This is a genomic window from Variovorax paradoxus (assembly GCF_040544635.1).
Taxonomy (GTDB): domain Bacteria; phylum Pseudomonadota; class Gammaproteobacteria; order Burkholderiales; family Burkholderiaceae_C; genus Variovorax; species Variovorax paradoxus_R.
Genome location: NZ_JBEPKJ010000001.1, coordinates 385,356 through 402,731, shown reverse-complemented (window position 1 = coordinate 402,731; position 17,376 = coordinate 385,356). Strand labels below are relative to the sequence as shown.

At 66.5% G+C, this 17,376-nt stretch carries 18 protein-coding genes and 1 riboswitch; of the genes, 11 read left to right on the top strand and 7 right to left on the bottom strand.

Going from position 1 to position 17,376, the window contains the following annotated elements; genetic code table 11:
• Nucleotides 1-6 precede the first annotated feature (6 nt).
• A complete protein-coding gene (locus ABIC94_RS01970; RefSeq protein WP_354370921.1) occupies nt 7-1,992 on the bottom strand; it encodes a monovalent cation:proton antiporter-2 (CPA2) family protein in 1,986 nt (661 codons plus the stop codon).
• A gap of 87 nt (nt 1,993-2,079) precedes the next feature.
• Between ABIC94_RS01970 and ABIC94_RS01965 the strand changes: the two genes are divergently transcribed.
• The 4 genes from ABIC94_RS01965 to ABIC94_RS01950 are packed head-to-tail and all read left to right on the top strand — an operon-like array spanning nt 2,080 to nt 5,080.
• The gene (locus ABIC94_RS01965; RefSeq protein ID WP_354370920.1) at nt 2,080-3,078 is read left to right on the top strand and encodes a KpsF/GutQ family sugar-phosphate isomerase; all 999 of its coding nucleotides are present in this window, start codon (nt 2,080-2,082) and stop codon (nt 3,076-3,078) included.
• Nucleotides 3,078-3,626 (top strand): KdsC family phosphatase, encoded by a 549-nt coding sequence (locus tag ABIC94_RS01960; RefSeq protein WP_354370919.1) that lies wholly within the window; start codon nt 3,078-3,080, stop codon nt 3,624-3,626. Before ABIC94_RS01965 ends, ABIC94_RS01960 begins: the two co-directional genes overlap by 1 nt.
• A complete protein-coding gene (gene lptC, locus ABIC94_RS01955; protein WP_354370918.1) occupies nt 3,623-4,267 on the top strand; it encodes an LPS export ABC transporter periplasmic protein LptC in 645 nt (214 codons plus the stop codon). Before ABIC94_RS01960 ends, lptC begins: the two co-directional genes overlap by 4 nt.
• Nucleotides 4,268-4,297: 30 nt before the next feature.
• Nucleotides 4,298-5,080, top strand: a complete 783-nt coding sequence (locus tag ABIC94_RS01950; protein WP_354370917.1) for an SDR family oxidoreductase — start codon at nt 4,298-4,300, stop codon at nt 5,078-5,080.
• 103 nt (nt 5,081-5,183) lie between these two features.
• Here ABIC94_RS01950 and ABIC94_RS01945 read toward each other — a convergent pair whose 3' ends face one another.
• Entirely contained in the window at nt 5,184-5,735 is a 552-nt protein-coding gene (locus tag ABIC94_RS01945) for an RNA recognition motif domain-containing protein (protein WP_354370915.1), read from the bottom strand.
• Nucleotides 5,736-6,002: 267 nt separating this feature from the next.
• Nucleotides 6,003-6,185: riboswitch (yybP-ykoY riboswitch) on the top strand.
• A gap of 9 nt (nt 6,186-6,194) precedes the next feature.
• Between ABIC94_RS01945 and ABIC94_RS01940 the strand changes: the two genes are divergently transcribed.
• The 4 genes from ABIC94_RS01940 (at nt 6,195) to ABIC94_RS01925 (ending at nt 9,281) form a co-directional block, all read left to right on the top strand.
• A complete protein-coding gene (locus ABIC94_RS01940) occupies nt 6,195-6,758 on the top strand; it encodes a TMEM165/GDT1 family protein (RefSeq protein ID WP_354370914.1) in 564 nt (187 codons plus the stop codon).
• A 128-nt stretch (nt 6,759-6,886) separates the two neighbouring features.
• Complete coding sequence (metX, locus tag ABIC94_RS01935; RefSeq protein ID WP_354370912.1) at nt 6,887-8,065, top strand: homoserine O-succinyltransferase MetX; 1,179 nt, start codon at nt 6,887-6,889, stop codon at nt 8,063-8,065.
• Nucleotides 8,062-8,649, top strand: coding sequence for a methionine biosynthesis protein MetW (metW, locus tag ABIC94_RS01930; protein ID WP_281148909.1), 588 nt, complete (start codon nt 8,062-8,064; stop codon nt 8,647-8,649). Before metX ends, metW begins: the two co-directional genes overlap by 4 nt.
• 41 nt (nt 8,650-8,690) lie before the next feature.
• On the top strand, nt 8,691-9,281 hold the full coding sequence (locus ABIC94_RS01925; protein ID WP_354370910.1) for an IMPACT family protein: 591 nt from the start codon (nt 8,691-8,693) through the stop codon (nt 9,279-9,281).
• On the opposite strand, the gene ABIC94_RS01920 is transcribed toward ABIC94_RS01925, so the two are convergent.
• Nucleotides 9,226-10,155: an ion transporter gene (locus ABIC94_RS01920; RefSeq protein WP_354370909.1), complete on the bottom strand. Its 930-nt coding sequence runs from the start codon at nt 10,153-10,155 to the stop codon at nt 9,226-9,228. The genes ABIC94_RS01925 and ABIC94_RS01920 overlap by 56 nt on opposite strands.
• Before the next feature lie 135 nt (nt 10,156-10,290).
• Here ABIC94_RS01920 and ABIC94_RS01915 point away from each other — a divergent pair, with 135 nt between their 5' ends.
• Nucleotides 10,291-10,809: a bactofilin family protein gene (locus ABIC94_RS01915; protein WP_354370907.1), complete on the top strand. Its 519-nt coding sequence runs from the start codon at nt 10,291-10,293 to the stop codon at nt 10,807-10,809.
• 10 nt (nt 10,810-10,819) lie between these two features.
• Here ABIC94_RS01915 and ABIC94_RS01910 read toward each other — a convergent pair whose 3' ends face one another.
• Complete coding sequence (locus tag ABIC94_RS01910; protein WP_354370906.1) at nt 10,820-11,617, bottom strand: DUF72 domain-containing protein; 798 nt, start codon at nt 11,615-11,617, stop codon at nt 10,820-10,822.
• A 91-nt stretch (nt 11,618-11,708) separates the two neighbouring features.
• Between ABIC94_RS01910 and ABIC94_RS01905 the strand changes: the two genes are divergently transcribed.
• Both ABIC94_RS01905 and ABIC94_RS01900 read left to right on the top strand, forming a co-directional pair.
• On the top strand, nt 11,709-13,220 hold the full coding sequence (locus ABIC94_RS01905; protein WP_354370905.1) for a M20 family metallopeptidase: 1,512 nt from the start codon (nt 11,709-11,711) through the stop codon (nt 13,218-13,220).
• Nucleotides 13,217-14,080, top strand: coding sequence for an alpha/beta hydrolase (locus tag ABIC94_RS01900; RefSeq protein ID WP_354370903.1), 864 nt, complete (start codon nt 13,217-13,219; stop codon nt 14,078-14,080). Before ABIC94_RS01905 ends, ABIC94_RS01900 begins: the two co-directional genes overlap by 4 nt.
• A 9-nt stretch (nt 14,081-14,089) precedes the next feature.
• On the opposite strand, the gene ABIC94_RS01895 is transcribed toward ABIC94_RS01900, so the two are convergent.
• The 3 genes from ABIC94_RS01895 to ABIC94_RS01885 all read right to left on the bottom strand — a co-directional run bounded on the left by ABIC94_RS01895 (nt 14,090) and on the right by ABIC94_RS01885 (nt 17,319).
• Nucleotides 14,090-15,265, bottom strand: coding sequence for an MFS transporter (locus ABIC94_RS01895; RefSeq protein WP_354370902.1), 1,176 nt, complete (start codon nt 15,263-15,265; stop codon nt 14,090-14,092).
• A gap of 136 nt (nt 15,266-15,401) precedes the next feature.
• Nucleotides 15,402-15,854, bottom strand: a complete 453-nt coding sequence (locus tag ABIC94_RS01890) for a YidB family protein (protein WP_354370901.1) — start codon at nt 15,852-15,854, stop codon at nt 15,402-15,404.
• A gap of 100 nt (nt 15,855-15,954) precedes the next feature.
• A complete protein-coding gene (locus ABIC94_RS01885) occupies nt 15,955-17,319 on the bottom strand; it encodes a M20/M25/M40 family metallo-hydrolase (RefSeq protein WP_354370900.1) in 1,365 nt (454 codons plus the stop codon).
• Nucleotides 17,320-17,376 lie beyond the last annotated feature (57 nt).

Below are 17,376 nucleotides of genomic sequence, written 5' to 3'. Positions count from 1 at the left end.
CTTGCGCTACCCCTTTTGCAGGCGCTCTATGGCAACGGCCAGGGCGGTGGGCTTGCCAGACAGCACCAGCGTGTCGCCGTCCATCAGGACCGTTTCGTCGGTGGGTACCTGGGGCTGGCCGTCGTGGCGGCGCAGCCCGGCTACGCGCACACCCAGTGTTTCCAGCGCCATTCGCGCCATGGTCTGGCCGACAGCGCGGGCGCCGGGCGTGAGGGTGAAGGTGTTGAGCCGCTCGTGATCGAGCTCGTCGGCGTTGTCGTCGTCGGCACCGTGGAAGTAGCCGCGCAGCAGGTTGTAGCGCGCATCGCGCTGGTCTTGCACCACGCGGATCACGCGCCGCATCGGCACGCCAACCAGCGCGAGCGCATGGCTCGCGAGCATCAGCGAACCCTCGATGGCCTCGGGCACCACTTCGGTCGCACCGGCCGCCTGCAGTTTCTCGAGGTCGTGGTCGTCCTGCGTGCGCACGATCACCGGCACCTGCGGCGCGTGGGCGCGGGTGTTGGCCAGCACCTTCATGGCGCCGGGCACGTCGAGATAGGTGACGACCACGGCGCTGGCGCGGGCCAGGCCCGCCGCCATCAGCGCCTGCAGCCGCGCCGCATCGCCGAACACCACCGAATCGCCGGCGGCGGCGGCCTGGCGCACGCGGTCGGGGTCGAGGTCCAGCGCCATGTAGGGAATGCCTTCGCGTTCCAGGATGCGCGCCAGGTTCTGGCCGCAGCGCCCGTAGCCGCAGATGATCACGTGCTTCGCGGTGTTGATGGTCTTGCGCGCGATGGACGTCATCTGCAGCGATTGCTGGAGCCAGTCGCTCGCCACCAGCTTGCGCACGATGGCGTTGGTGTACATCACGATGAACGGCGTGGCGAGCATCGACAGCACCATCGAGGCCAGCACCGGGTTGGCCAGCCACGGCGGCAGCAGGCTGCGCTCCTGCGCGAGCGTCAGCAGCACGAAGCCGAATTCGCCCGCCTGCGCCAGATAGAGGCCGGTGCGCAGCGACACGCCCGAGGTGGCACCCAGCACCCGCGCCAGCACCGTCACCAGGACGAGCTTGAAGGCCAGCGGGACCAGCAGCAGCACACCCACCAGCGCCCAGCGTTCCACCACGATGTGCCAGTCGAGCGACATGCCCACCGTGATGAAGAACAGCCCCAGCAGCACGTCGTGGAACGGGCGGATGTCGGTTTCGACCTGGTGCTTGTATTCGGTCTCCGAAACCAGCATGCCGGCGATGAAGGCGCCCAGCGCCAGGCTCAGGCCGGCCAGCTCGGTGAGCCAGGCCAGGCCGAGCGTGACCAGCAGCACGTTCAGGATGAAGAGCTCCTCGCTGCGCCGCCGCGCCACGAGCGTGAGCCACCAGCGCATGATGCGCGGGCCGCCATAAAGCAGGACCCCGATCAGCAGGACGGCCTTTACCGTCGCGAAGCCGAGTGCCTTGGCCAGGGCTTCGGGCGGGGCGCCCAGTGCGGGAATCAGCACCAGCAGCGGCACCACCGCCAAGTCCTGGAACAGCAGCACGCCCATCACGCGCTTGCCGTGCTCGCTTTCGAGCTCGAGCCGTTCGGCCATCAGCTTGACCACGATGGCGGTGCTGCTCATCGTGAGCGCGCCCGACAGCGCCAGCGCCGTTTGCCAGCCGAGCCGCCAGGCCGGCGGCAGCTGGGAGGCGATCAAGAGTGCGCCGGCGGTGGCGAGGGTCATCGTCAGCAACACCTGCAACAGGCCGAGTCCGAACACGTGCTTGCGCATGGCGCGCAGCTTGGGCAGGCTGAACTCCAGCCCGATGACGAACATCAGGAACACCACGCCGAACTCGCCGAGGTGGCGAATGCCTTCGGAGTTCTGCGCCAATGCCAGCGCATGAGGGCCGATCAGCACGCCGGCCGACAGATAGCCGAGCATCGGCGGCAGCTTCAGCGAACGGCAGACCACGACGCCGATGACCGCGGCAAGCAAATACAACAGCGTGAGATCGAACGAAGACATGGCTGGATGCTAGAGCAATGTCCATGCCTCGCGCGCGCCGCTTTCGCCCGATGACGGGAGATGCCGGTCGGCCCGTAAAATCCGGCGATGAGTTCAGCTCCCCTGCCCCCCGTGGTCAACGCCGACGCGATACTCGCGCGGGCCCGCGCCACCTTCGACATCGAGTCCGATGCCGTACTCGGCCTCAAGTCGCGCGTGGGCCCGAGCTTCGCCGACGCTGTGCGCAAGATCCTCGAGGTACGCGGCCGCGTGGTCGTCATGGGCATGGGCAAGAGCGGCCACGTCGGCCGCAAGATTGCCGCCACCCTGGCCTCCACCGGCACGCCGGCCATGTTCGTCCACCCGGCCGAGGCCAGCCACGGCGATCTCGGCATGATCAAGTCGGTCGACCTGGTGCTGGCCATTTCGAACAGCGGCGAGGTCGACGAGCTCACCGTGATCCTGCCGGTGGTCAAGCGCCAGGGCGTACCCCTGATCGCGATGACCGGCCGCCTCGATTCCACCCTGGCGCGCCATGCCGACATCGTGATCGACGCCGGCGTTGCCAAGGAGGCCTGCCCGCTCAACCTTGCCCCCACCGCAAGCACCACCGCCCAGATGGCGATGGGCGACGCGCTGGCGGTCGCGCTGCTCGACGCGCGCGGCTTCGGCTCCGAAGACTTCGCGCGCTCGCACCCCGGCGGCGCGTTGGGCCGCAAGCTGCTCACCCATGTGAGCGATGTGATGCGCTCGGGCGACGATGTGCCGCGCGTGGCGCCCAACGCAACACTCAGCGAATTGATGCGCGAGATGAGTTCCAAGGGCCTGGGCGCCACCGCCGTGGTCGACGCCGATGGCCGCGCCGTCGGCATCTTCACCGACGGCGACTTGCGCCGGCAGGTCGAGACCGGCGGCGACCTGCGCGGCCTGACCGCCGCCGATGTGATGCATCCCGGCCCGCGCACACTGCGCGCCGAGGCGCTGGCGGTCGAAGCGGCCGAGCTGATGGAAGAACACCGCATCACCAGCGTGCTCATCGTCGATCCCGCGGGGCTTTTGATCGGCGCGCTCAGCATCAACGACCTGATGCGCGCGAAGGTCATCTGATGCCGCTCGACTTTCAGGCCGAAACCTTGCTCGCCGCGCAGGATGTGCGCGTCGCCTTCTTCGACATCGATGGCGTGCTGACCGACGGCGGGGTTTACTTCACCGAGCACGGCGAAACCCTCAAGCGCTTCAGCATCCTCGACGGTTACGGCCTGAAGCTGCTGCGCCTGGCGGGCATTACGCCGGCGGTGATTACCGGGCGCGATTCCAAGCCGCTGCGCGTGCGGCTCGAAGCGCTCGGCATCCAGCATGTGCGCTACGGCACCGAAGACAAGCTGCCCGCGGCCGAAGCCATGCTCCAACAACTGGGCTTCGGTTGGCCTCAGGCGGCGGCCATCGGCGACGACTGGCCCGACCTGCCGGTGCTGGCGCGCGTCGGCTTTGCGGCAGCGCCCGCCAATGCCCACGCCGAAGTGCGCGATGCGGTCCACTACGTCACCCGCGCGCGCGGCGGCGAGGGTGCGGCGCGCGAGTTCTGCGACCTGCTGCTGACGGCCTGCGGCCAGTACAGGCGCCTGCTCGATGCGGCACGAGGCCCGACGCAATGAACCGTGCCTGGAACCTGCTGCGCAACGCCCTCGATCGCGCCACGATCTACCTGCCTATCATCCTGACGGCGGCCGTCGCGCTCGGTACCTACTGGCTGGTGCGCAACGCGCCCAAGCTGCTCGAGCCCACCGCCAAGGCTGCGCCCACCCACGAGCCCGACTACTTCATGCGCGGCTTCGTGATCAAGAACTACCTGCCCAATGGCGACTTGCGCAGTGAACTCCATGGCAAGGAAGGCCGGCACTACCCCGACACCGACACCACCGAAGTCGACCAGGTGCGCGTGCGCTCCGTCTCGCCGCAGGGCTACACGACCCACGCCACGGCCAACCGCGGCTTGTCGAATTCCGACGGCAGCGAGATCCAGCTCTTCGGCAATGCCATCGTCATTCGCGATCCTGTCGTCGGCCCCGACGGCAAGGCCACGCCGCGTCTCGAGTTTCGCGGCGACTTCCTCCATGCCTTTCTCGACACCGAGCGCGTGACGTCCAACAAGCCCGTCACCCTCATTCGCGGCACCGACCAGTTCACCGCCGACCACCTCGACTACGACAACCTGAGCGGGGTCGCCAACCTGACCGGGCGGGTGCGCGGCGTCCTCATTCCGTCGGCGGCTGCCCCAGGCGGCAAACCGCGCTGAAGAAGACATGATTCAGACGCCGCCGCGCCCATGAGCACATCTCCGCTTGTCTTCATCACCGGTGCATCCAGCGGCATCGGCCAGGCCCTGGCCGCGAGTTTCTACGACGCGGGCTATCGGCTGGCGCTGGTCGCGCGGCGCACGGCGGAGACCGAAACCTGGGCAAATACCCGCAAACTGGACCCGGCCCGCTACCAGATCTATAGCGCAGACGTCGCGCAGACAGACAGCATCGTGGCCGCCGGCGCCGCCTGCATCGAGCGCCAGGGCCTGCCCGACGTGGTGATCGCCAACGCCGGCATCAGCGTCGGCATCGACACGGCGGAGCGTGAAGACATCGACGTGATGGCGCAAACCTTCGCCACCAACAACGTGGGCCTGATGGCCACCTTCCACCCTTTCGTGGCAGCGATGAGGCAGCGCGGCAGCGGCCGGTTGGTCGGCATTGCGAGCGTCGCCGCCATTCGCGGCTTGCCGGGGCATGGTGCTTATTGCGCCAGCAAGGCGGGCGTGGTCGCGTACTGCGAGAGCTTGCGCGGTGAGCTGCACAAAAGCGGCGTCGAGGTCGTCACCCTCTGCCCCGGCTACATCGACACGCCGCTGACCCAGGGCAACCGCTACGGCATGCCCTTTCTCATGAAGGCTGAAGATTTTGCGGACCAGGCGCTGCGCGCCATCGAGGCCGGCACCAGCTACCGCGTGATTCCCTGGCAGATGGGCGTGGTCGCCAAGCTGATGCGCATGCTGCCGAACGCCGTGCTCGACCGTGCCGTGCAGGGCCGCGCCCGCAAGAAACGCAGCGGCGAAAGCTGAATCTCAGCGGTCGGTGCCGCCATCCGTGCGGCTTTTTCGCAAGCACCAGCAATGAAAAAGGCTCCCGAGGGAGCCTTTTGCCTGTGTGCCTGGAATGCAGGGCTCAGTAGCCGCTGTTCCCGCCGCCGTAGCCGCCACCACCGCCGGAACGACCACCACCGCCGCCACGAGGGCCAGCGCCGTAGGGGCTGCGGAAACCGCCATCGCCGCCACCACCGCCGCCGCCACTGCGGCCACCACCACCGCCGTAGCCGCCGCCACCGCCCGAACGGCCACCGCCGCCGCTGCGATCGCCGCCGCCACCACCGTAGCCACCACCACCGCCGCCGTAGCCTCCGCCACCACCACCGCCATAACCCCCACCACCGCCGCCGTAGCCGCCACCACCGCTGCGCGGGGGACGTGCTTCCATCGGACGTGCTTCATTGACGACGACGCTGCGGCCGCCCAGGGGCTGGCCGTTCATGCCGTTGATTGCTGCCTGCGCTTCCGCGTCGCTGCCCATCTCGACGAAGCCGAAGCCCTTCGAGCGGCCCGTGTCGCGTTCCATCATGACCTTTGCACTGGTCACCGAGCCGAATTGTCCGAAAGCCTGTTCGAGATCACCGTCGCGCACCGAGTAAGGCAGGTTGCCGACATACAGTTTGTTGCCCATCAAGGGACTCCTATAAACACATAGCAAGAAAAGCGATGGAGTCCCGAAAGCATCACTCAACCAAAGAGCTGTCGAGTCGCGCGAAACTGACCGATCACCGAACTGCCGCCCCGGCAAAATGAAGAGGGAGGCTCGTGCATTATGGGTGAAATACACGAAATGCAAGCAGGAATTTGCTGCTTCCTGTGGGGCCTCCAAAAATTAAGAAAAGCTAGCGCCCGCTTACAAGGGCCGGGGCGGGAGGGCCGGGATGCCGCAGGTAGAATCCTCCCCGTCATTGGGGAGTAGCCGCCTTCCACCACGAGAAGGGCCCGCGTCAACAGACTTGTCCTGCCCCACACCGGACATGGCGCGTGCAGTGATTCACCTGGCGAGACCTTTGACCGTGCAACTTCGGGAATATGGCCGAAGGTGTTGCACGGTCAATTGCGTCCTTCGGCCCAAGGAACCCCTGCTCTCATGGAAGCTTTTCTCGTTGCAACCGGCGTGGTCGGGCTCGCCGAAATGGGCGACAAGACCCAGTTGCTGGCCCTCCTGCTGGCCGCCCGTTTCAGAAAACCCTGGCCGATCGTGCTCGGGATCTTCGTCGCCACGGTCGTCAACCATGCCCTGGCCGGTGCCGTCGGCAACTGGATCACGCACTGGCTCGGCCCCGACGTGCTGCGCTGGATCCTGGGCGGCTCGTTCATCGCCATGGCCGCCTGGATGCTGATTCCCGACAAGCTCGACGAAGACGACGCTCCCGCAGCCTCGCACTACGGTGTCTTCGGCACCACGCTCATTGCGTTCTTCCTGGCCGAAATGGGCGACAAGACCCAGATCGCCACCGTCATGCTCGCCGCCCGCTTTACCGACGCCTACGTCTGGGTGGTCGCAGGCACCACGCTCGGCATGATGCTGGCCAATGCGCCGGTCGTCTGGCTGGGCGACAAGATCGTGAAGCGGGTGCCGATCACGCTCGTGCACGGCATTTCGGCGGCGATCTTCCTCGTGCTCGGCATCGTGATGATCGTCGGCTGGTAATCCGGCAGGGCGATATACTGCTTCTTGCGCCGATTTGCTTCAGCTTGCGGGCGCTTTATAAATTCAGCTAAAGACAGTCAGTTGGCGAACAACCCGGCTCGTTTTTGGCGAGGCCGGGTTTTTTATTGATGTCGTCACCTTCTTTGGTCGTCTCTTCGCAGTCGATGCAGTTCGCGGGCCCGCTGGCCTTGCGCAGCGGCGCCTCGCTCGGCGACTACACGCTCGCCTACGAAACCTACGGCACCCTGAATGCCGAGCGCAGCAATGCGGTGCTGGTGTGCCATGCGCTCAATGCCTCGCACCATGTCGCCGGCGTCTACGAAGGCCAGGCCAAGTCCGAAGGCTGGTGGGACAACATGGTGGGCCCGGGCAAGCCGGTCGACACCAACCGCTTCTTCGTGATCGGCGTGAACAACCTCGGCTCCTGCTTCGGCTCGACCGGGCCGATGCACGTCAATCCCGCGACGGGCCGCGTCTACGGCGCCGATTTTCCGGTGGTCACGGTCGAAGACTGGGTCGATGCCCAGGCCGCGCTGCTCGACGCGCTCGGCATCCGCACGCTCGCGGCCGTGATGGGCGGCAGCCTGGGCGGCATGCAGGCGCTTTCGTGGACGCTGCAGTACCCCGAGCGCGTGCGCCACGCCGTGGTGGTGGCCAGCGCGCCCAACCTCACGGCCGAGAACATTGCCTTCAACGAAGTGGCGCGGCGCGCGATCGTCACCGACCCCGACTTCCATGGCGGCCACTTCTACGAGCACGGCGTCATTCCGAAGCGGGGCCTGCGCATTGCGCGAATGATCGGCCACATCACCTACCTGAGCGACGACGTCATGAACGAGAAGTTCGGACGCATCCTGCGCAGCGCGGTCGAAGGCGAGGCGGCGGCGCTGGACTACCGCTACTCCACGCAGGAAATCGAGTTCCAGATCGAAAGCTACCTGCGCTACCAGGGCGACAAGTTCAGCGAGTACTTCGACGCCAATACCTACCTCCTGATCACGCGCGCGCTCGACTACTTCGACCCGGCACGCTCCCACGGCGGCAACCTCAGCGTGGCGCTTGCGAGGGCCACCGCCAAGTTCCTGCTCGTGAGCTTCAAGACCGACTGGCGCTTTTCGCCCGCGCGCAGCCGCGAACTGGTGAAGGCGTTGCTCGACAACCGGCGCAACGTGAGCTACGCCGAAATCGACGCGCCGCACGGCCACGATGCCTTCCTGCTCGACGACGTGCGCTACATGGGCGTGGTGCGGTCCTATTTCGAGCGCGTGGCGCACGAGATCCGTGCCGAAGGGAGCGTCACCCAATGAGCGACATCGAAACCCAGCGCCTCATCGCCAATCTCGTGCCCGAAGGCGCGCGCGTGCTCGACCTCGGCTGCGGCGACGGCGCCCTGCTCGACCTGCTGCAGCGCGAGCGCGGCTGCACCGGCTACGGCGTGGAAATTGCCGACGGCAACGTGCTGCAGTGCATTCGCCGCGGCGTCGACGTGATCCAGCTGAACCTCGACGAAGGCCTGGCGGTGTTCGACGACGCCACGTTCGACGTGGTGCTGCAGATCGACACGCTGCAGCACCTGCGCAATGCCGAGGTCATGCTGCGCGAAACCGCGCGCGTAGGCCGCATCGGCATCGTGGCGTTTCCCAACTTCGCTCATTGGCCGAACCGCATCAGCATCGCGCGCGGCCGCATGCCGGTGACCCGCCGCCTGCCCTACCAGTGGTACGACACGCCCAACATCCGGGTCGGCACCTTCAAGGATTTCGAAGTGCTGGCGCAAAAGAACAGCCTGCGCGTGCTCGATGCCTTCGGCGTGCAGGAAGGCCGCAGCGTGCGCTGGCTGCCCAACGCGCGGGCGGGCACGGCCGTGTTCAAGTTCGAGCGGGAGCGCTGAGCGCTTTCACGCCCGAAAAGAAGAAGACAGGCGGCGGGCCCATGGGCTTCACGCTCTCGCAACCGGCGCACAGCGAGCTGCTGGTCAAGAAAAGCCGCTTCATCGGTTGCGTGCAGCCCGTGGCCGACCGCGCTGCGGCGCTCGCCGTGGTGGCCTCGCTTCGCGACGAGCACCCCGCCGCCGCGCATGTCTGCTGGGCATTGATGGCGGGCGGTCAATCGGCGGCCAACGACGACGGCGAGCCGGGCGGCACCGCCGGCCGGCCGATGCTCGAGGTGCTGCGGCATCAGCAGCTCGAAGGCGTGCTCGCCACCGTGGTCCGGTACTTCGGCGGCATCAAGCTGGGCGCGGGCGGTCTCGTGCGGGCCTACACCGATGCCGTCGCGCAGGCCTGCCTCGAAGCGACGCTGGTGCCGCTGGTGCGCCAGCGGCAGCTGCAATGCACGGTGCCCTATGCGCTGGAAGGACTCGTGCGGCGCGAGATTGCCGCGGCGGACGGCGCCGCGCTGGTGGAGGTGCGGCACGGCGATGCGGTGGACTTCACGTTCACGCTGCCTGAGCCCGACGCGAACGCCTTCATCGCCCGCCTCGACGATGCTGCGCAAGGGCGCGCCGTCTGGCAGCAGGCGTAAGCCGCCGCGCGGGAACCGCTGGCGCCGAGGGCGCCGTCATCGCCAGCACGCCCCGCGGCGCGAACGCCACAGGCGCCTCATCGTCGCCCGGACCGCGCCGCGCCATTTCGGCGGTGACGATGCCCGTCGGCACCGCCAGCACGCCCCAGCCCAGCAGCATCATCACGGAGGCAATGGCGCGGCCGAGATCGGTCTTGGGCACGAGGTCGCCGAAGCCCACCGTGGCCATGGTCGAGATGGCCCAGTAGATCGCCACCGGAATGCTGGTGAAACCATGCACCGGCCCTTCCACCACGTACATCAGCGTGCCCATCACCAGCACCACGAGCATCACGAAGCCCACGAACACCGTGATCTTCCGGCGGCTCGCGGCCACGGCCGAGACCAGCGCGCGGTATTCCACCGAGTAGCGCGACAGCTTGAAGATGCGGAACACGCGCAGCAGCCGCAGAACGCGCACGTCGATGAGGTAGGCGAGTTCGGGCGCAAACGCCACCAGGTAGGTCGGCAACAGCGCGAGCAGGTCGATCACGCCATAGAAGCTCAGCGCATAGCGCATCGGCTTGTTCACGCAGGCGAGCCGCGCGATGTATTCGAGCGTGAAGAGAATGGTGAACCCCCATTCGAACGCATTGAACAGCGGCCGCCATTGATCGCGAATCGCCTGCACGCTGTCGAGAATGACCACCAGCACGCTGGTCACGATGATGGCGATCAACGCAAGGTCGAAGAGCAGCCCGGCGCGCGTGTCGGCCTCGAAGATCACCGTGAACAGCCGGCGCCGCCAGCCGCTTGCCGGCTTGTCGAAGCGCGCATCGATGGTCGAGGAGATAGCCAGGGTCCGGGCAGCGGGAGCGGTGTTCGTTCGGGTCATCTTGCGGGCCGGGAGGTCACGGAAGGAGTCATTGTCCGGCTCTGCGGGATTTATTCGGTTACGTTTATTGCGTAATGAAGTGCCGCAGGCCACGAGGGGGTTCTTACGATAGCCCCTTTGTTGAGGAGCTCCCCATTGGCTACACAGTCCCCATTTTTCGGCAAGCGTGATCGTGACACCGACTCGTTGACCTCCCGCCCCGCGCCGCTGGTGGGCTCGGGTACCAATCTCTCGGGTTCGCCCGTCAATCCTTCTTCTCTGACCGCGCAGCAAGGTGGCTTGTCCGCGGCGGCTGCGCCAGTTGCCAAGGAAGGCGGCAGCAAACTCACCGTCGGCCCGAACATCAAGCTCAAGGGCGTTGAAATCACCGACTGCGACACGCTCGTGGTCGAAGGCCTGGTCGAAGCAACCATGGATTCGCGCCTGATGCAGATCGCCGAACAAGGCGAATTCAAGGGCTCGGCCGAAATCGACATCGCGGAAATCCGCGGCATTTTCGACGGCAGCCTCACGGTGCGCGAAAAGCTCGTGATCCATTCGACCGGCAAGGTCACCGGCAAGATCCGCTACGGCAAGATCGTGATCGAAGAAGGCGGCCAGCTTTCCGGCGAAATCAGCTTCGGCGCCAAGCAGTCGCTGCAAGCCGCAGCCTGATCCTCCGCTCCTAGGCCGCCTCTTCGGGCGGCTTCCAACCCAGGCGCTCCAGCAAGGCACCGGCCGCGGCCGGTGCTTTTTCTTTGGCGCCGTTGATGAAGTAGACGAACACGTCGCGTTTCTTGGGCGATTCGGCCCATTGGTGCGCGCGTCCGGCCCAGCTGTCGAGCGCTTTCGGCGCGTAGCCGGCCTTGAGCTTGGCGTCGGCCATCATGAGCCGCGCATAGGCGAAGTCGCCTTCGGGCTCCTCGAACGACGGAAACTTGTCGGCGTCGGTGAACACGGTCGACACCTTGTGCTTTTTCGCGAGCGCCTGGTAGGCGGGCGTGATGAAGCTTTCGTGCCGCACGTCCATCACGTGGCGCAATGCGCGGCTGCCTTCCTTCTTCGGCAACAGCTGTAGAAAAGCCTCGAAGTCTTCGGCATCGAACTGCTTCGTGGGCATGAACTGCCAGACGATCGGCCCGAGCTTGTCGCCGAGCTCGCTCACGCCGCTGTCGATGAAGCGCCCGATCGAGTCTCCCGCGGTGGCCAGCACCTTGCGATTGGTGGCGAAGCGCGAGGCCTTCATCGAGAACATGAAGTCTTCCGGCACCTCGTCGTGCCACTTGCGGAAGGTCTCGGGCTTGAAGGTGCTGTAGTAGGTGCCGTTGATCTCGATGGCGCTCACCTTGCGGCTCGCGTAGCGCAGCTCCTTCGCATGCGCGAGCCCCTTGGGATAGAAGTTGTCGCGCCAGGGCTCGTAGGTCCAGCCGCCGATGCCCACCTTGATATTCACTGGGGTCCGAGTCGATGTTGCCTTGCTCACATTGCACTCCGGGTTGAGATCGCCCGCACTCTACGCGGGGTCGCCGCGAGGCGCAAAATGCGATTTTTCGTCACCCGCGGAGAACCCACCGATGAACGCCCCCCTGCACCGCGAAATGCCCGCCGGAACGCTCGATGCCGAGCGCGCCCTCTCCGATGTCAGCGCCCAATGGGACGGCGACATCGTCAGGCAACTCACCGACTACATCGCCATTCCCGCCAAGTCGCCCGGCTTCGACAAGGACTGGTCGGCCAACGGCTACCTCGAAACCGTGCTGCGCAACGCAGCCGCCTGGGTCGAGGCCCAGAAGGTCGAGGGCCTGAAGCTGGAAATCGTGCGGCTCGAGGGCCGCACGCCGGTGCTGTTCTTCGAAGTGCCGGCCACCGGCACCGACATGAGCGAGACCGTGCTGATGTACGGCCACCTCGACAAGCAACCCGAATTCACCGGCTGGCGCAACGACCTCGGCCCCTGGACGCCCAAGTATGAGAACGGCCTGCTCTACGGCCGTGGCGGCGCCGACGACGGCTATGCGGTCTACGCCAGCATCGCCGCGCTGCAGGCATTGAAAAGCCAGGGCGCGGCGCATCCGCGCATCGTCGGGCTGATCGAGACCTGCGAGGAAAGCGGCTCCTACGACCTGCTGCCGTATGTCGATGCGCTGCGTCCACGCCTCGGCAATGTGGAGTTGGTGATCTGCCTCGACTCCGGCGCCGGAAACTACGACCAGCTGTGGCTCACAACCTCGCTGCGCGGCATGGCCAGCGGCACGCTCAAGGTCGAAGTGTTGACAGAGGGCATCCACTCCGGCGACGCCTCCGGCCTCGTGCCCTCGAGCTTCCGCATCATGCGGCAGGTGCTCGACCGGCTCGAAGACAGCGCTACCGGCCGCCTGCTGCCCGCGAGCTTCCATTGCGAAGTGCCGGCCGATCGCCTGGCGCAGGCCAGGGCCACCGCCGCGATCCTCGGCGAAGAGGTCTACAAGCGCTTTCCGTGGGCGCACTACGACTGCGGCGGCTCGACCATGTTCGCGCTGCCGACCACCACCGATCCGGTGGAGGCACTGCTCAACCGCACCTGGAAGCCCACGCTGTCAGTCACCGGCGCCGAAGGCTTTCCGGCGCTGAAGGATGCGGGCAACGTGCTGCGCCCCTACACCGCGTTCAAGCTGTCGCTGCGCCTGCCGCCGCTGGTCGACGCGGCCGAGGCGGTGCAGAAGCTCAAGGCGCTGCTCGAAGACAACGCGCCCTACCAGGCGCGTGTCACCTTCGAAAGCGGCGGCGGCGCCACCGGCTGGAACGCGCCGACGATCACGCCCTGGTTCGAAGACGCGCTCAACAAGGCCTCGCAGGCGCATTTCGGCGCGTCCTGCGGCTACATCGGCCAGGGCGGCACCATTCCGCTGATGAACATGCTGAGCGCCGGCTTCCCCAAGGCGCAGATGATGGTCTGCGGCGTGCTCGGCCCGAAGAGCAATGCGCACGGTCCCAACGAATTCCTGCATGTGCCCTATGCGAAGAAACTGACGGCCGCCGTGGCCGAGGTGATCGCGGCGCTGCCGGCCGCGCACCGCGCCGCTGCTGCGGAGCCGGTGAACGCTTGAACGGACCGGCGCCGCGGCCACCTTTGCCGCAGCGCGTTTCACTGTCCACGCCGGACGGTGAGACGCTGGTGCTGCGCCGTCTTCCGGCGGCCGGTACATCGCGCGCCGTGGTGCTGCTGGTGCACGGGCTCGGTGAGCATGCCGGGCGCTACCACGAGCTCGCCGAGCAGCTGCATGAATGGCGCTTTGCCGTGTGGGCGCACGACCATCACGGCCACGGCGAGTCGTCGGGAGCACGTGGCGGCCTGCCAAGCGAGCTGCGGCTGGTCGATGACCTTGCGCTGGTCATCGACGATGCGCGCCGCGAGAACCCCGGCTTGCCGCTGGTGTTGCTGGGCCACAGCCTGGGCGGACTCGTTGCGGCCAGCCTCGTGGCACGCGGCGTGCGGCCCGTCGATGGGCTGGTGCTGTCTTCGCCGGGGCTCGATCCCGGCCTGAACGCATTCCAGAAGGCGCTGCTCGCGGTGCTGCCGCGCATCGCGCCGAACCTGCGGGTCGGCAACGGGCTCGACGACAACTTTCTTTCGCACGACCGCGCCGTGGTGCAGGCGTATCGCGACGATCCGCTCACGCACGACCGCATCGGCGGCCGGCTGGCGCGTTTTCTCGCGTACGAAGGGCGCACCGTGCAGCAAGCGGCGGCGCGTTGGCCGGTGCCCACGCTGTTGATCTATGCCGGCGACGACCATCTGGTGAAGCCGGCCGCCAGCCGTGCCTTCGCGGCGGCGGCCGCACCCGGCGGCATGGTCGAAGCGCATTGCTTCGAAGCGCTGTACCACGAGATATTCAACGAACTCGATGCCGGGCCCGTGTTCGCCGCATTGCAGCGGTGGCTCGACAAGCGCTTTCCGCCGGGCTGACGGGATGCGTCAGGCGTTCGCAGCGGCCTCGCGCCGGCGCGTCCGTGCAAGCCACAGCAGCGCAGCGCCGGTGAGCACCACCGGCACCAGCGAGCCGTAGTTCAACAGCTGCCAGCCCTGTGTCGTGACCAGCACGCCCGAGGCGAACGAGGTCAGTGCCACCGTCGCGAACACGCAGAAGTTGAGGGCGCCCTGCGCCCGGTCGCGCTCTTCCGCCGTGTAGGCCGTGAGCGAAAGCGTCGTGCTGCCGGTGAACAGGAAATTCCAGCCCACGCCCAGCAGGCACAGCGCCACGAGAAAGTGCTGCAGTTCCACGCCCGACAGCGCCACGGCAATGCAGCAGAAGTTGAGCACCAGCCCCACGCCCATCACCGGCAGCGCGCCGAAGCGGCGAATCAGGTGGCCGGTAAAAAAGCCGGGTGCGAACATGCCGATCACGTGCCATTCGAGCACCAGCGCTGCATCCGAGAAAGGCAGGCTGCAGATCTGCATGGCAATCGGCGTGGCCGCCATCAGCAGGTTCATCACGCCAAAGCCCAGTGCACCCGCCGCGGCTGCCACGAAGAAAACCGGCTGCCGCACGATCTCCGACAGCGGCCGCCCGCCCAGCGCCTGTTGGCGAGTCAGCGCGGCGGGAAACTCGATGAAGCGCATGACCCCCATCGACAGCAGCGCCACCGCCGCCAGCGCGATGTAGGCGCCAGCGAATGGCACGGCGAACATTTCGCGCGTGGCGGCCGCGAGGTTGGGCCCCGCCACGGCGCCGATCAACCCGCCGGCCATGACCAGCGACACCGCCTTCTCTCGCCACGCCGGTGCCGCGAGTTCGGCGGCTGCAAAGCGGTAGAGGCCCGCATTGGCGTTGTAGTAGCCGGCCACCACCGTGGCGAAGCACAGCAGCCAGAAATTCTTCGAGATTGCCGCGAAAGCGCACAGCAGGGCCGCCCCCAGGGCGACGGCCAAACCGATCTGGAATGAGCCGCGCCGGCCGAAGCGCTGCTGCGTGCGAGCCACCAATCCGGTGGTGAGCGCTCCCCCCACCACGTAGCCCATGACCGGCAGCGTGGCCATCCAGCCGCGCGGCGCAATGCTCAAGCCCACCAATCCGTTGATGGCGATGAAGGTGACGTTGTTGGTCAGGAACAAGCCCTGGCAGATGGCAAGCAGCCAGAGATTGCGATTCATGAGGAGAAGGTGGCGGAAGCGGGTTGCGGCATGGAGGCTGAGGTTCTACGTGATTCGCCTTCGATGCGCCAGTCGAAATGCGTCAGCCAAAAAAAAGCGCCCTCGCGGGCGCCGGAATTCTTGTGAGCAAATTTGCTTACAGCTGCTTGTTCTGCAGCAGGCCGCTGAGCGAACTCAGGAGGTCGTTCGAGTTGTCCAGACCTTGCTCAGGCACCTTGCCTTGCGGCGTGAGCTGATCGATGAGGGTCGGCAACATGGCGGCCAGCATGGGCAGCAGCGTTTGTGCATTGATGCCGAGCTTGGATGCGATGTTGGCGATGGTGTCGCTGCCCAGTGCGTCTTGCAATTGGCCGCCGGAGACCGGCTGGTTTTCTCCCTTGCCGATCCATGAGCCGATCACGTCGCCCATGCCGGCCTGTTCGAATTTCGAGACCAGCCCTCCCAGGCCCCCCTGGCCGCCGCTGTTGGCGAGCAGGCCGCCCAGCGCGCCAGCCAGGCCGCCGAGGTCTCCCATGCCGCCGCCCTGTGGTTGCTGCTGCTGGGCAGCGCCGCCGAGAACTTGGCCGAGTACTGAATCGAGCATTCCCATGGACGTTTCCTTGGTGTGTGACAGAACTGCTGGCATTGTCCCAGCGCGATGGGCCGCGAGCGAAAGGGGTCGCCCACTTTCGAACTCGCAGTGTGACAAATTACTTGGTGCGCGCCGCGCGTTTCGGCAGCAATGCGGGGCTCACCCCTTGCACGCCGACCAGCCCCAGCACTGTCACGAGCGAATTCTGCGCGCCTTTCCAGGCATCTGTCACGTCGATCGATTCGCTCAGGGCGTGAAAGCCGGCGGACTTGCCGCCGCCGCCGATGATGATGGCCGGAATGCCATACGACATCGGCACGTTGGCGTCGGTGCTGCCGCCGCGCAGCAGCGTCTTGTGGCCGAAGGCGGTGTTCGAGCGGATGGCCGCTTCCACGATCACCGAGTCGGACGGCGTGCGGCCGCCGGGCCGGTCGCCGATGAGCCTGTTGCTGGCGCTCAGCGTGGTCACGTTCCAGCGCTTGTTCTCCTCGGCCACCGCTTCGTCGATGGCCGCGAGGATCTTCTTCTCGGTTTCGAGCAGCGACGCCATGTCGTCCGAGCGGATGTCGATCGCCATGCGGGCATCGGGCGAAATGGTGTTCACCGAAGTGCCGCCGCCCACCGTGCCGACCGTGAAGGTGGTCTTCGGAAAGCTCGGCGTGCGAACCTCGGCGATCTTGGCGATGGCGCGGCCCATGCCGTGGATGGCGCTGGGTACCTGGCCGAAGGCGGCGAAACTGTGGCCGCCCGGCCCCTTGAACGTGACTTCGTAGCGGTGGCTCGCCGTGCCGAGAATCAGCACGTTGCCATCGGGCGAGGGCTCCAGCCCCACCATGCCGTCGATGTCGAGGTTGTCGCGAAAGACAGCCTTCATGCCGCGCAGGTTGCCCAGCTCTTCCTCGCCGACATTGGCGACGAACAGCAGGTCGCCCACCGTCTGCACCTTGTTGTCGTTGAGCACCTTGAGCCACGACAGCAGCACCGAAAGCGCGCGGGTGTCGTCCGAAATGCCGGGTGCGAAGAGCTTGCCGTCGCGCTCCTTCACCTTCACGTCGGTGCCTGCGGGGAACACGGTGTCGAGGTGGGCCGAGATCAACAGCTTGGGGCCGTTCCCCGTGCCCTTGCGCAGGCCGATCACGTTGCCTTCGGCGTCGATCTTCGCGTCGGCGAGCCCGAGCGCCTTCATGCGTGCAAGAAAGGCTTCGGCGCGCTTCTGCTCCTTGAACGGAGGCGCCTCGATCTCGGTCAGCATCTTCAGGTCTTCAACCGAGCGCTCGTGATCGGCCTTGACCGCGTCGAGCAGCTTTTGAATCGAAGGCGCCGCCGTTAGCTGGGTAAAAACCTTGTCTACCTCGGGAGCAACTTGCGTCGGCGTCGGTGCCACGGCGGTGTTCTGGGCCTGCGCACCTTGGGCGGCGAAGAGCATGGCCAGAACAAGGGGAGCGAGGGGTGCAAATCGGAGCGCGCGTGGCGAGCGAAGCATGGCGTGAAGATCCTTCTCTGGTCGTGATGAACGGGACGAAGCAAACATTGTTCCGCA

Bases quoted from the DNA above. Each gene is read 5' to 3' on its own strand.
- ABIC94_RS01970 (WP_354370921.1), bottom strand. From the start codon at position 1,992: ATGTCTTCGTTCGATCTCACGCTGTTGTATTTGCTTGCCGCGGTCATC.
- ABIC94_RS01965 (WP_354370920.1), top strand. From the start codon at position 2,080: ATGAGTTCAGCTCCCCTGCCCCCCGTGGTCAACGCCGACGCGATACTC.
- ABIC94_RS01960 (WP_354370919.1), top strand. From the start codon at position 3,078: ATGCCGCTCGACTTTCAGGCCGAAACCTTGCTCGCCGCGCAGGATGTG.
- lptC (WP_354370918.1), top strand. From the start codon at position 3,623: ATGAACCGTGCCTGGAACCTGCTGCGCAACGCCCTCGATCGCGCCACG.
- ABIC94_RS01950 (WP_354370917.1), top strand. From the start codon at position 4,298: ATGAGCACATCTCCGCTTGTCTTCATCACCGGTGCATCCAGCGGCATC.
- ABIC94_RS01945 (WP_354370915.1), bottom strand. From the start codon at position 5,735: ATGGGCAACAAACTGTATGTCGGCAACCTGCCTTACTCGGTGCGCGAC.
- ABIC94_RS01940 (WP_354370914.1), top strand. From the start codon at position 6,195: ATGGAAGCTTTTCTCGTTGCAACCGGCGTGGTCGGGCTCGCCGAAATG.
- metX (WP_354370912.1), top strand. From the start codon at position 6,887: ATGTCGTCACCTTCTTTGGTCGTCTCTTCGCAGTCGATGCAGTTCGCG.
- metW (WP_281148909.1), top strand. From the start codon at position 8,062: ATGAGCGACATCGAAACCCAGCGCCTCATCGCCAATCTCGTGCCCGAA.
- ABIC94_RS01925 (WP_354370910.1), top strand. From the start codon at position 8,691: ATGGGCTTCACGCTCTCGCAACCGGCGCACAGCGAGCTGCTGGTCAAG.
- ABIC94_RS01920 (WP_354370909.1), bottom strand. From the start codon at position 10,155: ATGACCCGAACGAACACCGCTCCCGCTGCCCGGACCCTGGCTATCTCC.
- ABIC94_RS01905 (WP_354370905.1), top strand. From the start codon at position 11,709: ATGAACGCCCCCCTGCACCGCGAAATGCCCGCCGGAACGCTCGATGCC.
- ABIC94_RS01895 (WP_354370902.1), bottom strand. From the start codon at position 15,265: ATGAATCGCAATCTCTGGCTGCTTGCCATCTGCCAGGGCTTGTTCCTG.
- ABIC94_RS01890 (WP_354370901.1), bottom strand. From the start codon at position 15,854: ATGGGAATGCTCGATTCAGTACTCGGCCAAGTTCTCGGCGGCGCTGCC.
- ABIC94_RS01885 (WP_354370900.1), bottom strand. From the start codon at position 17,319: ATGCTTCGCTCGCCACGCGCGCTCCGATTTGCACCCCTCGCTCCCCTT.